Here is a 13,432-nt window from a genome sequence, read left to right as displayed (position 1 = left end):
CCCCAAGCGCTGCCTAGTTGGAGCAAAGAAAGCGGCAAATCTTCTTGCCGCTTACTCCTGCGTTGCGAGAGCGCGCTGTATGGACTCACTCTTGATGAGTAACTCCATCGGTTTTGGCATACTGAAATGATACCCCTGCGCATAATCGACACCCAGAGATTTAAGGCGGGTTAAAATGGCTTCGTTCTCAACAAATTCCGCCACGGTCTTCTTGCCCATCTGCGTGGCCAATTCGTGAATAGCTCGAACCATGGCGTAGTCGGTTTCATCTTCTGCAATGTCACGAACAAATTGGCCGTCAATTTTAATGATGTCGACCGGCAATCGCTTGAGATAACCAAACGAGGATAAGCCAGAGCCAAAGTCATCCAGCGCAATGGTGCAACCCAATTGCTTGAGTTTAGTAAACAGTTCAATCGCATCGGTTAGGTTACCAATGGCGGCAGTTTCAGTGATCTCAAGACAGATAGAAGAACTCGGCACATTGCTCGATGTCAGTGCATCGATAAGGAAAGCAATGAAGCCTTCATCACTCATTGAACGCCCCGACAGGTTAATTGAGATCATGGCGATTTCATTGACATATTCAGGGTTACGCTCAAACCAGCCCAAGGTTTTTTCAATGACTCTTTTATCGATAAGGTGCGCCATGTTGTAGCGTTCAGCAGCGGGAATAAACAGCCCAGGTGCCACGTAATTACCTTCTCGATCACGCATGCGCACCAAGACTTCGAAATAGAGTTTTTCGCGCAGCTTGGAAGACACACTGACTATCGACTGGGCATACACTTCGAGTCTGTCTTCGGCGAGCGCAGCATGGATTTTATTCACAAATGCCATTTCACGCTCATGACGACGAAGCTCTTCGTCATCCGGACGATAGAGGTGAATCCGGCTGCGACCATCATGTTTGGCGGCAAAGCAGGCTGTATCAGCTTGAGCATGCACCTGCTGCGGTGTCCCCGCCGTATTGTCCAACATACGAATACCCACCGAGCAACTCAGTGCCAACCGCGTGTTATCCCAGTAGAAATCCATCTCACTCAAGCTATCAAGGATTTGCTTACCTTGAACGAGCGCTTGCTCTTCATCGCAGTGATAACAAATCACCGCAAACTCATCGCCACCTAATCGCGCCAAAGTCGCGCCAACGGGCAACAACTCTCGCAAGGCTTGTGCGGTTTGCTTTAAGGCTTCGTCGCCCGCCTCATGACCCACGGTGTCGTTGATCACGCGGAACTGATCCAAATCGATATAGAACATCGCGTGTACAAAACGCTCGCCAGAGGCCGAACTTAGTGCATCCACTAGACACATTTCGAAGTGGCTGCGATTCAACAACCCCGTAAGGAAGTCATGTTGTGCCTGATACCTGAGTTGCTGCTCCATTCGACGATTTTCGGTGATGTCTTCCCCTACCAGAAGAAGCTGAGACTGCACTTGCGTGGAACGCACGCTTTCACGGATCCAGCGCTCTTGACCATCGCTGGTACGATATCGAGTTTCCCGACGCCAAATACCAAAACGTTGCCGATTCGCACTGCCAAGCAAACTACGTGGTGGTGGACTGTCATCAGCATAAAAATCAGTCACTTTATGCCCAAGCAGATGACGCTTAGAAAAGCCTAACCATTCGGTTGCACACTGGTTGACTGACTGAATACGCGATTGGTGATCAATGGTCAGCAACATGACAGGCTGCTGCTCATACAGCATGCGGTACTCAACTTCGCTGCGTTGTAATTTCTGTTCGGCCAGTTTGCGCTGACTAACATCTCGGGCTTCAAACAGTATTTGCGCATCGGCATCACTGTGATCGGGCAACGCTTTAAGCGCCACATCAAGAATCACTTCGTTTTGCTGATCTGACAATAAACAGGCTTCAAAACGGCTAGTTTGACCTTCTATCAGCGATTCAATATGCAGCTTTAATCTGTCGCTGCTTAGCCAATCCGACCAATGCCAAAGGGGTAAATTCTCGCGAGCCCGCCATTGAGGAAACACCCGTTGAAACGCACCATTGGCGGAGATAACACGGCCTTGGTAATCAAGCAAAGCAATATATTGGTGGCTCTGATCGAACACGCCTTTAAACAGGGCGCGACTTTGCGCCAGTTCACGCTCGCCTTTCTTTTGCTTAGTCATTTGCTTGGCTAATCCAGCAATGATGACACCAGCAATGAACATAATGGCAACGCTGCTGAAAATAGCATCTCGATTGGAGACGACAAATGAAGGAGGTTGATTCACCGCCACTGCATTCGAAAACAAGGTAAGATCAATGTGCTTTTCTTTCGCTGTGGCGTATTCAAACATCAACTGATTAGCATCAGTAACAACGGGCGGTGAAGCTGACATACTCAACGCTTCAGCCAACAATTGTGCTTGAACCTGACCATGGTGTTTGCCATCCACCATGATGCCGCCTATCACCCCATAAGGCAGCATAAAGCTGTTTGCGCCGTAAACGGGCACCGTCGCAGAGGCGGTGATCTTAGTCAGCAAATCACCATGATTCATGAATGCCCCGTCGGCATCTTTGAAATATGAGATGAATAACACGACATCGCCGGATTCCAATTCAGCAATACGATTCACCAAATCGTCGAAACGCATCTGATGAAGCCGGTTTACCTCAATACCCAAATCCCCAGCATCGACTAGCTGTTCACTGATCGCCTGCCAGTATTCACGGCTGGAGTACGCATCATCAAGCGCTAACCACACGCGTTGTGTTTCAGGGTGGAGCGCTTTAATCAAAGCGACGTTATCCGGCACATTGATCAATTCTTCCACGCCCGTCAAACGCGAAATATTTTCAAATGGTTGATAGGTAGCAATGTTTAGGCCTGAAAACACCACGGGGATATCGCCTACATCCTCAGCTAAGGCATTCACCAGCCATAATGCTGCATTGTCTGTGGTGAGAATGGCATCGTAGTGATGCCCGCGCAGCCGAGTTTGGTAGAGCGATCGCAACGCTTCCATGTAGCCTGCTGACTGGATGCGCTTGGTATCGAGGTAAGTGTGCTCGACAACGATATCGTGGTCTTTAACACCGAGTTCAATGCCTTCAACCAGTGACTCAGTCCAAAAAAAATCAGGATGATAGGAATGGACAGCAAGAACCTGATAGGCTGCTAAGACGGCGCCATTATTCAGTAAGAAAAAAGCGAGTAAGAACCACTTAAATATCTGGCGCATAGGAATAATTATTAAAATGTTCCTGAGGGTTTCATTATTGTGACACCCTATTGGCAAGCCTGTCAGTTGGTCAAGTTTCATGCACAGAAACTGCGGGTAACATGGAGTTAAGTGAATACCAATGAATGAAATTGCAAAATTAGATGATTTAGATCGCCAAATCTTACAGACCTTGATGGGAGATGCCAAGGTGCCTTATGCCGAAATGGGCAAGCGCTTTTCCGTCAGTCCTGCGACAGTGCATGTTCGCGTAGAAAAAATGAAAACGGCGGGCATTATTACGGGAACAGAAGTGCTGGTTAACACTAAAGCGCTCGGGTATGACGTGTGTTGTTTTATTGGCATTAATCTCTACGCCGCGCGCGATTACCACTCTGCAATAGAAAAACTTCAGCAACTCGATGAAGTCGTCGAAGCCTATTACACCACAGGGGCCTACAACATTTTTGTTAAGCTCATGTGCCGCTCGATTGAAGAGTTGCAATACGTGCTGATTGATAAGCTGCAAGCCATCGATGAAGTGCAGTCAACGGAGACGCTAATTTCACTGCAAAACCCCATCAAGCGAAATGTCACCCCCTAAGCGAGAAGAGGGTCTTTCTTTCAGCCAGATCAAAAATGCCAGCAATTTGCTGGCATTTTCATCTATCACTGCACGGAATGCCTATTCAGCACTTTCTTGATTCGGCAACTCAGGGATATCCATCTGCTGATCTTCGGCCAACCAACGCGCAACGTCTTTGGCGAAATACGTCAAGATACCGTCCGCCCCAGCGCGCTTAAAGCACAGTAGCGACTCCATCACGGTTTCACGCTCATTCAGCCAGCCATTTAACGCAGCCGCTTTGTGCATCGCGTACTCACCGGACACCTGATAAGCAAAGGTTGGTACTTTCAGCTCAGATTTCACGCGGCGAACCACATCCAGATATGGCATGCCCGGTTTCACCATGACCATATCTGCGCCTTCATTGATGTCCATCGCCACTTCGTGAATGGCTTCGTCACTGTTGGCGGGGTCCATCTGATAGGTTTTCTTGTTACCGCCTTTCAGGTTTGCCGCTGATCCGACCGCATCACGAAACGGTCCGTAATAGGCTGACGCATACTTGGCAGAATACGCCATAATTTGGGTGTGAATGTAACCCGCCTCTTCGAGCGCTTCGCGAATCGCGCCAATTCGACCGTCCATCATGTCTGATGGTGCCACTACGTCCGCGCCTGCTTCTGCATGCGACAGTGCCTGCTGGATCAGCACTTGTGTGGTTTCGTCGTTGAGGACATAACCCTTTTCGTCGGTCAAACCATCCTGACCAGACAAGGTGTATGGGTCGAGTGCGACATCAGTGATCACGCCAATTTGTGGCACATGCTCTTTCAACAGGCGCACGGCACGCTGAACCAACCCTTCAGGGTTATGCGCTTCATCGGCACTGGCCGATTTAAACTCTTTCGGCACAACAGGGAACAACGCGATTGCAGAAACACCGAGCTTGGCCAGGTACTCTGCTTCATACAACATCAGATCAATGGAAAGGCGTTCAATGCCCGGCATTGATTCAATGCTTTCGCGACGGTTTTTTCCCATCAGAACAAACATCGGATAAATCAAATCACTCGCTGACAGTTGGTTTTCTGCCATTAAGCGACGGCTAAAGTCATGTTTGCGCAGACGGCGCATGCGGCGAGCTGGAAACGCGCCCTGAATGGATACAGTCACGATATCCTCCTTAATCCAAGTGATTTGAGCGAATCATAACGCCTACAGTTTGAATAAGCGACGAGTGTTCGCCGCACTTTGTGTGATCAACTGCTCAGTGTCTTGCTGACGCAATACGGCAATCTCTGAGGCAATATGTGGTAAGTAGCAAGGTTCGTTGCGGCTCGACTTAGGTTTCGGCTTGAGATCGCGCGGCAACAAATACGGCGCATCGGTTTCTATCATCAATCGGTCATCAGGAATAAGTGGCACGATAGCGCGTAAGGCCTCGCCGCGCCTTTCATCACATATCCAGCCCGTAATGCCAATATATAGCCCCACCTCTAAGCATTCGCGAAGCTCTTGCTCCGATCCGGTAAAACAGTGCAGCACGGCACCGGGCAATTTGGTCAGCCACGGTGTCAATATCGCCATAAAGCGTTCATGAGCATCTCGGCAATGCAAAAACACGGGCATGTTCAGTTCAGCCGCCAGACGAAGATGCGCTTCAAATACCGCTTCTTGCTGCGGGCGCGGCGAGAAATCGCGATTAAAATCGAGACCGCATTCTCCAATCGCCACCACCTGAGGTTGCTTTGCCAACTCACGAATCGTTGGTAACGATAAGTCATCGACGCTTTTCGCATCATGTGGATGCACGCCTGCGGTTGCATACGCATAGTCAGGGTATTGCGTTGCGAGTGCTGCAGCGTGAGGGCTGGACTCAAGATCGGTCCCTGTCAGCAAGATTGCGGTGACGCCCGCTTGCTGAGCACGCATCACCACATCGTCTCGGTCTTTATCAAACCGAGCACTTGTCAGATTAACGCCAATATCAATCACGATTTGTCCTTGTATCACATGGCTTGTTTACGTTGGCACAACAAAGAAAAAGCCAGTGTATCACTGGCTTTATTCACTCACTCAGAGATTATCCCTGACTGTGCTCTTCGTTTTCTTCACTGCTTTCCTCGTCACGCCGTTTGTAGAAACGGGAGAAGAACAGCCCAACTTCAAACAACAGACACATTGGGATAGCCAGTAGTGTCTGCGAGATGATGTCCGGTGGCGTAAGGAACATGCCGACAACAAAGGCCGCTACCACAATATAAGGGCGCTTCTTACGCAAGTCATCCGGGTCAACGGCCCCCGTCCATACCAGCAAGATAATCGCGACCGGAATTTCAAACGCAATACCGAACGCCATAAACAGCGCCAGTATAAAATCGAGGTAGCTTGCAATGTCCGTTGCGATCTCAACATCTATCGGGGCGATTGACGTAAAAAATCCAAACACCAAAGGGAAGACAACAAAATACGCGAAGGCTACGCCGCAATAGAACAACAAGGAGCTAGATGCCAGAAGCGGCATCACAAGGCGCTTTTCATGTTTGTATAAACCCGGCGCGACGAACGCCCAGATCTGATACAAAATCATTGGCACAGCAATGAATACCGAGACCACCAAGGTCAGTTTGATTGGCGTAAAGAAGGGCGAAGCCACATCTGTTGCAATCATACTGGTGCCTTCGGGCAGCCGATCCACCAAGGGTGCAGCCACGAACGTATAAATATCGTTGGCGAAATACACCAAACAAAGAAACACCACCAGCACTGCCATTAAGGCGCGCAGCAGTCGGTCTCTTAGTTCGACAAGGTGACTAATAAGCGGTTGGGTATCTTCAACAGATGACATAGTTACTCGACAAAAACTGGAGCCCTACGGATTACCGTTACTCGGTTTTATCCTTAGTAGGACTAGAGGCGCTGGCAACATCAGTGTTTTCACTCTTACTGGCGTAAGGGCGCTGGACACCTTCTGCTGCTTTTTTCAGCTCATCAACAGACTGCTGCAGGTCGGGCGACAGGTTTTGCATTCCCATCTGCTCGGCTTTTTTCAAGTTATCCTGTAGTTCTTGGATTTTAAGCTCTTGTTCAAGCTCATCTCTTACAGAACCCGCCATACGTCGTGCCGCGCCAATCCAGCGAGACACATTTCGAATAGCAACAGGTAAACGTTCAGGGCCGAGCACAACCAGACCAACAACTGCGATCAGGATCAGCTCCCAAAAACCGATATCAAACACGGATTATGCCTGCTCTTTGTCTTTCGCTTCGCTCTTTTGTGCCGTGCTGTCTTTCTCTTCCAGTTTTTCCTGAACGAAATCAGCGTCTTTCTTTTCATCGTCAGTCATGGCTTTTTTAAAGCCTTTCACTGCTGAACCCAGATCGCCGCCAATGTTACGCAACTTCTTGGTGCCAAAAAGGAGAATGACGATGACAGCAACAATAAGAAGTTGCCAAATACTAATACCACCCATCTAGAACGACCTCTGTGTTATGTGGTGAATAAACGATGTAACACGATTCTACTCGCAACATGTTACAACTTATTTATGTTATTCAAGCTACCTCAATTTTCTGCTTTCAGCGAGGATAACTTGAATGGGTATTTATCTATTAAATGCTCGCCATGCAAGCACCCAGCTAAACAATGCAACAACGCCCGCGATCTGCGGTAAATCTTCTACTTGGTTGCTATAGAGTATGGCAGACGTGACGAGTAACGTTGCCCCCACGCCCAATAAGAACTTTGCGCGGTTGTTTTGTTTTCGAGACTGCATGAATTCTTTGTACATCACATCCATGCGCTGATTCACCTGACGACCTTGGCGCAAACTGTCATAGACCAGTTCAGGCAGCTCAGGTAATTTCTCTGCCCAGAATGGCGCTTTCTCTTTGATGGCGTTAATGACCGCTTGTGGCCCTAACTGGCGTGACATCCACTGCTCGAGAAATGGTTTCGCGGTATCCCAAAGATCCAATTGCGGGTAAAGCTGTCGACCCAACCCTTCCACGTACAACAAGGTCTTTTGCAGTAGGACGAGCTGTGGTTGCACTTCCATGTTGAAACGGCGCGCAGTATTAAACAGATTTAACAATACGTGACCGAAGGAGATCTCACACAGCGGTTTTTCAAAAATCGGCTCACACACAGTGCGGATCGCGAATTCAAATTCGTCGACATTGGTGTCGTGCGGCACCCAGCCAGAATCCACGTGCAATTCTGCCACTTTGCGGTAATCGCGGTTGAAGAAAGCGAGAAAGTTTTCCGCCAAATACCGCTTATCTTCTCGGTTCAGCGTCCCGACGATGCCACAGTCCAAGCCAATCCATTGCGGATCTTCTGGGTGTTCATAAGAAACAAACACATTGCCCGGGTGCATGTCAGCATGGAAAAAGCTGTCTCGGAACACTTGGGTGAAAAACACTTGCACACCGCGCTCGGCGAGCAATTTCAAATCAGTACCGTTGGCTTTAAGTCCTTCAAGATCAGATACCTGAATACCGTAGATACGCTCCGACACCATCAAACTGGTACGGCAGTAATCACTGAAAGTTTCAGGCACATAAAGAATATGGTCGTTTTCAAAGTTGCGGCGTAGCTGAATCGCATTGGCCGCTTCGCGCATCAGATCCAATTCGTCAAGCAAGGTTTTTTCGTACTCACGAACCACTTCCACCGGCTTTAAGCGACGAGCCTCTGGCAGGAAACGGGCAACAATGCGCGCCATGCGATACATGAGTTTGATGTCGGCTTGAATAACCGGAAGGATATCGGGACGAATGACCTTCAATACCACTTCTCGACCGTTTTCTTTCAAGATCGCGGTGTGCACTTGTGCAATCGACGCCGAAGCCAGCGGCGTTTCGTCGAAATCATCAAACCAGGTTTCGAGTGGGCCACCCAGCGCAGCTTCCATTTGCGCTTTGGCCAGTTTGCCATCAAACGGGGCGACTTGGTCTTGCAACAGCGCGAGCTGATCGGCGATTGCTGGCGGAAACAAATCGCGTCGAGTCGACATCATTTGCCCGAACTTGATCCATACAGGGCCAAGCGTTTGTAACGCCAATCTAAGGCGCTCACCCAGCGGCATGTCTTGATGTTCGTTTTTCATCCAAAACAGCATCTTACGCATCAAGTGCGGAGCACGAGTAATCGCTTGTTTGGGCAGCAACTCGTCCAAACCATAGCTTAGTTGCACTTTGGTGATCTTATAGAGGCGGCGAATTTCGCTCAGTGTCATGCGTTTTCCACCTTGGCGATTCTAGCCAGTTTTTGCTCAAAGGCATCAAGGCGCGCATGTAGACGCGATGCCTGACTTTGCACCTCATCGACCTGATCGGCAAAGTAGGCCACTTCTAAAGCACCAGGTGCCAAGCGCCATTCTTCAACCACTAACTCAGCAGCATAACGCTGATTCCGTTGACCCAGCGCTTTAATGAAGGCTAACCCTTGCTTGGCGCCACTCACCACGGTATGTGCAACCACATCGCCAGTATAGTGAGATAACCATTCGGCAATGTCTGGATTCAAGCCGTTGAGCAAATTGGAAAACTGCTGAGCAACATCGATATCACCATCAAGATGCAGTTTGTCTTGCTTGATAAGTGCAGTCAGGTTGGCTTTATCTTTCAGTTGTGGCGCGACTGAAATAGCCAACGCCAAATCGCAATCCGCATCACCTTCAAAATCAGCCAACACATCAATTTGCTGGCTGAACACAAACACCAATTTTTTATTAATGTCTGTCAGGCTGACACGCAGCACTTTGCCTTTGAGGCGAGCAAGTCGCCGCTGACTTTCCGCATCCTGCCGAACCAGCGAGTTTAGACTGGTTTCAACAATGGCGGTGACTAAAGGATCAAGAGGCATAGCAGCACCTTAGAATTTGTAACCACGGTGCAGGGCAACAATGCCACCGGTCAAGTTGAAGTATTTGGTTTGCTCGAAGCCTGCTTCTTCCATCATCCCTTTCAGGGTGTCCTGATCAGGGTGCATGCGAATAGATTCGGCTAAGTAGCGGTAGCTCTCGCCATCATTGGCGATAAGCTCACCCATTTTCGGCAAAAGGTAGAACGAATAAGCGTCGTACACCTTAGAAAGTGGCTCAACCAGAGGTTTGGAAAATTCCAATACCAGTAAGCGACCACCCGGCTTCAACACGCGATACATAGAGCGTAGCGCTTTGTCTTTGTCAGTGACGTTACGCAGGCCAAAACTAATGGTGATGCAGTCAAAGTGATCATCCGGAAATGGCAGTTCTTCGGCGTTAGCCTGAACATAGTTAACGTTGCCGACCACGCCCATGTCACGCAGTTTATCGCGACCCACATTGAGCATGGAGTTGTTGATGTCAGCCAATATCACTTGACCTTTCTCACCGACAATGCGGGAGAATTTCGCGGTCAAATCGCCAGTGCCACCCGCAAGGTCGAGCACACGATGACCTGGGCGTACGCCACTGCAATCAATGGTGAAGCGTTTCCAAATTCGGTGAATACCCATGGACATCACATCATTCATGATGTCGTATTTCGCGGCCACATTGTGGAAGACGTTAGCAACCATACCGACCTTTTCGTCTTTGGCGATCGTCTTGAAGCCAAAGTGAGTGGTATTGTCCTCTGCGTCTTGTGTCACGCCCTGTGTCAAATCTGTCATTGTAAACCCCTGAGTAACACCGGACCGGAATAGGGAATGCCCGATATTTTTGCCGCTTAGTGTACTTTACATACTCAAACAACCACAAGAAGCGCGAGTCAGTGAGGCATCGGTATTTTGTGGTTATTTTAGTCAGTTCAAACCATGATTGCAGTGCTTAGTGTGCCAACTACCTGTCTGATAAATCACGCGAGATGGGTAAGGTAACCACGTCTTCGTTTTGCTCAGATTCTTCAGACGTGTCTCGTTTTAGCATCGCTGGACTGATATCACGCTTCACTTCGACCCCGAGGGATTTAAAGCCTTCAACCTGACGCAGAATATTGCCACGCCCCGTGGACAACTTATTGAGCGCGCTGTGATAGCTGTCCCCTGCTTTATCAAGCGCCGCGCCGAGCACTTCAACATCGGCCACAAACAGACGAATTTTATCGTAAAGCTTGGCCGCTTTATCAGCGATAAGACGCGCATTCTGATTTTGATGCTCATAACGCCACAAGTTATTGATGGTTCTTAATGCCACCAACAGGGTCGTTGGACTGACCAACATGATGTTGTGATCGAGCGCCTCACGAATCAACGAGGGTTCTGCTTCCAAGGCGATCTGGAACGCAGGCTCGATGGGGATAAACATGAGAACGTAATCGAGGCTGTGAATACCATGCAGTTGATGATAATCCTTCCTTCCAAGGCCTCGAATATGACTGCGAATCGCGGCGACATGTTCGCGCAGCGCGCTGTCTTTTTCCGCCACTGTGTCTGCGTGGAAATAACGTTCATACGCGACCAGCACCATTTTGGCATCAATCACGACGTCTTTTTCTTGCGGCAAACGCACAAGTACATCGGGCTGATAGCGCTTGCCCTGTTCGTTCTCTAGGCTCACTTGGGTTTGGTATTCGTACCCTTCTCGAAGGCCGGATTCTTCTAACACACGCGCAAGCACCACCTCTCCCCAGTTGCCTTGCTGTTTGTTATCCCCTTTTAGCGCTTGCGTCAGGTTCACGGCTTCGCGTGTCATGTCCTCATTGAGCTTTTGCAGACTCTTGATTTCATGGATTAGGGTATGACGTTCTTTGGCCTGCTCACCAAAGCTGTCACTGACTTGTTTATGAAAACCCTCAAGCTGGCTTTTTAACGGTCCGAGCAATGAATCTAAACTCGCACGGTTTTGTTCATCAACCGTGCGAGTTTTATGATCGAACACTTTATTAGCCAGACTTTCAAACTGTACGCGCAGGCGCTCTTCCGCGCCTTCTAGCAAGCGGATTTTCTCATCTGCTGCCTCCAGTTGCTCTTCAGTGCGGGTTTGCTGCTCACGCAGCGTGAGCTCCAGCGCCGCTTTGTTATCGCGCACAGAATCCAAGGTCTCGGTAAGCTGGGTTTTCTCGGCGCGCAGTGCGTCCATTTGACGAAGCTTTTCCGCCGCCGCAGCCAACCGGCCATATTGCAGACGAAGCTCGGCGCTGAGTCTGTCTCGCTCAAGATCGAGCTCATCCAGTTCTTGTTGAAGCGATGTGTTTTCAGTTTGTAGATGCTCAATCGCAGCGCGACTGAGTTTTTCATCGGCCTCGCGTTGTTGCTGATGCATCTCACGTAGGTTGCTCTGCGCCATTCGGTGATAGACCACGCTCACTATCAGTGTCAGCCCTGCACCTGTCGCCGCTGCTAGCCATATCATGCCATCAGAAAACAGGCTTTCGATCTGCATGCCCTTACCTTTTAATTTTATTTATTGCCTGCCATGAAGGCTAATAAGACACTGGATAAATGTCCAGCCTTTCTGTTTGTCGGGAACTGCACTAGACTGCTGCTTTCCCCTCTTATTAAATAAGCATTTTTCATGAATGATCGCCTTGCGATTGGCTACGGATTGGCTGCTGTATTGCTTTGGTCAACCGTCGCGACGGCCTTTAAAATCACCCTGACTTACATGGATCCGATCCAGATGCTGGCGGCAGCTAGCGTGGTCTCAGCAATCTCTCTTGCGGCTGTGGCGGGATGGCAGGGCACGCTCAATCAATTGGCATCAACCTTTTCTCGCCGCCCGCTCTATTACGTGATGCTGGGGCTGATCAATCCATTTATCTATTATCTGGTGCTATTCAAGGCTTACGATTTGCTTCCCGCCTCGCTGGCTCAACCGCTGAATTACAGCTGGGCGATCACGCTCACCTTGATGGCGGCCATATTCTTAGGGCAAAAAATTCGTAAACAGGATTGGATTGCGGCGGCATTCGGTTATGCGGGTGTGGTGGTTATTGCTACAAAAGGCAATCTTTTAGACTTGAACTTTGATAGTCCGCTGGGCGTGGGATTAGCACTGCTGTCAACGCTTCTATGGGCAGGTTATTGGATTCTAAACGCAAAAAACCAAGCAGATCCTGTGATTGGGCTCTTGCTTGGGTTTTTATTGTCTTTGCCTTTCTCAATTGGCCTAAGCCTATACAGCAGTGATTGGAATGGTATTCCTTGGCAAGGTTGGCTCGCCGTCAGCTATGTGGGTTTGTTTGAAATGGGGATCACGTTCGTGCTTTGGCTCAAGGCAATGAAGTTGGCGACTAATACCGCCAAGATCAGCAACCTTATCTTTATTTCACCCTTTATTTCGCTGATATTACTGGCCAATATTATAGGCGAGCAAATCCACCCAACGACCTTGATAGGCTTGGTGATGATTATTGCTGGTCTTTTAATTCAGCAACGAAAAAGTAAGACGTGATTTAATACAGTTATGCGTTACGCTGCGTGAGATATTGGCGCAGCTCTTCGACTGAAATGCCGTCATCTGCAATTTCTTGTGCCAATTCCTGCACGCGCTCTCCGCGACGATCTGCAATCACTTTATTGAATTGATGAACCAATTCACGCAGCCCACTGATCGGCACTTGGCGAGCTGCACGTTGAACGCGCTCTTCACTCATGCCGCTTAATTCAGTGAGAAGTTTACCAAACATCATTTTTTCTGGAGACTCTTCGAGTGTCTCCAAGTGACGAGCTAATTCAAGCATCGACATCGACAT

General features: G+C 49.1%; 13 protein-coding genes. 2 read left to right on the top strand and 11 right to left on the bottom strand.

What is annotated here, in order from left to right; genetic code table 11:
• Positions 1-51 precede the first annotated feature (51 nt).
• Complete coding sequence (locus tag AB8599_RS00255; protein WP_407331844.1) at positions 52-3,204, bottom strand: EAL domain-containing protein; 3,153 nt, start codon at positions 3,202-3,204, stop codon at positions 52-54.
• Between the two features lie 121 nt (positions 3,205-3,325).
• Between AB8599_RS00255 and asnC the strand changes: the two genes are divergently transcribed.
• Positions 3,326-3,787, top strand: coding sequence for a transcriptional regulator AsnC (gene asnC / locus AB8599_RS00250; RefSeq protein ID WP_407331843.1), 462 nt, complete (start codon positions 3,326-3,328; stop codon positions 3,785-3,787).
• An 81-nt stretch (positions 3,788-3,868) separates the two neighbouring features.
• Here asnC and hemB read toward each other — a convergent pair whose 3' ends face one another.
• From hemB to rmuC, 9 genes are all read right to left on the bottom strand, one after another.
• Complete coding sequence (hemB, locus tag AB8599_RS00245) at positions 3,869-4,924, bottom strand: porphobilinogen synthase (RefSeq protein ID WP_407331842.1); 1,056 nt, start codon at positions 4,922-4,924, stop codon at positions 3,869-3,871.
• A gap of 42 nt (positions 4,925-4,966) precedes the next feature.
• Positions 4,967-5,746: a 3'-5' ssDNA/RNA exonuclease TatD gene (tatD, locus tag AB8599_RS00240; RefSeq protein WP_407331841.1), complete on the bottom strand. Its 780-nt coding sequence runs from the start codon at positions 5,744-5,746 to the stop codon at positions 4,967-4,969.
• 88 nt (positions 5,747-5,834) lie between these two features.
• A complete protein-coding gene (gene tatC, locus AB8599_RS00235; protein WP_407331840.1) occupies positions 5,835-6,599 on the bottom strand; it encodes a Sec-independent protein translocase subunit TatC in 765 nt (254 codons plus the stop codon).
• Between the two features lie 37 nt (positions 6,600-6,636).
• Positions 6,637-6,990: a Sec-independent protein translocase protein TatB gene (tatB, locus tag AB8599_RS00230; protein ID WP_407331839.1), complete on the bottom strand. Its 354-nt coding sequence runs from the start codon at positions 6,988-6,990 to the stop codon at positions 6,637-6,639.
• 3 nt (positions 6,991-6,993) lie between these two features.
• On the bottom strand, positions 6,994-7,224 hold the full coding sequence (gene tatA / locus AB8599_RS00225) for a Sec-independent protein translocase subunit TatA (RefSeq protein ID WP_016959503.1): 231 nt from the start codon (positions 7,222-7,224) through the stop codon (positions 6,994-6,996).
• 132 nt (positions 7,225-7,356) lie between these two features.
• The gene (ubiB, locus tag AB8599_RS00220; protein WP_407331838.1) at positions 7,357-8,991 is read right to left on the bottom strand and encodes a ubiquinone biosynthesis regulatory protein kinase UbiB; all 1,635 of its coding nucleotides are present in this window, start codon (positions 8,989-8,991) and stop codon (positions 7,357-7,359) included.
• Entirely contained in the window at positions 8,988-9,620 is a 633-nt protein-coding gene (locus AB8599_RS00215) for an SCP2 domain-containing protein (RefSeq protein ID WP_407331837.1), read from the bottom strand. Before AB8599_RS00215 ends, ubiB begins: the two co-directional genes overlap by 4 nt.
• A gap of 9 nt (positions 9,621-9,629) precedes the next feature.
• Positions 9,630-10,409: a bifunctional demethylmenaquinone methyltransferase/2-methoxy-6-polyprenyl-1,4-benzoquinol methylase UbiE gene (ubiE, locus tag AB8599_RS00210; protein ID WP_407331836.1), complete on the bottom strand. Its 780-nt coding sequence runs from the start codon at positions 10,407-10,409 to the stop codon at positions 9,630-9,632.
• A gap of 169 nt (positions 10,410-10,578) precedes the next feature.
• A complete protein-coding gene (gene rmuC, locus AB8599_RS00205; RefSeq protein WP_407331835.1) occupies positions 10,579-12,120 on the bottom strand; it encodes a DNA recombination protein RmuC in 1,542 nt (513 codons plus the stop codon).
• Between the two features lie 132 nt (positions 12,121-12,252).
• On the opposite strand from rmuC, the gene AB8599_RS00200 reads away from it, so the two are divergent.
• Entirely contained in the window at positions 12,253-13,131 is an 879-nt protein-coding gene (locus tag AB8599_RS00200) for a DMT family transporter (RefSeq protein WP_407331834.1), read from the top strand.
• Positions 13,132-13,141: 10 nt separating this feature from the next.
• Here AB8599_RS00200 and AB8599_RS00195 read toward each other — a convergent pair whose 3' ends face one another.
• The gene (locus AB8599_RS00195; RefSeq protein ID WP_407331833.1) at positions 13,142-13,432 is read right to left on the bottom strand and encodes a hypothetical protein; all 291 of its coding nucleotides are present in this window, start codon (positions 13,430-13,432) and stop codon (positions 13,142-13,144) included.

It is taken from the genome of Enterovibrio litoreus, assembly GCF_045679545.1.
Taxonomy (GTDB): Bacteria; Pseudomonadota; Gammaproteobacteria; order Enterobacterales; family Vibrionaceae; genus Enterovibrio.
This window is presented reverse-complemented; position numbering and strand designations above follow the sequence as displayed.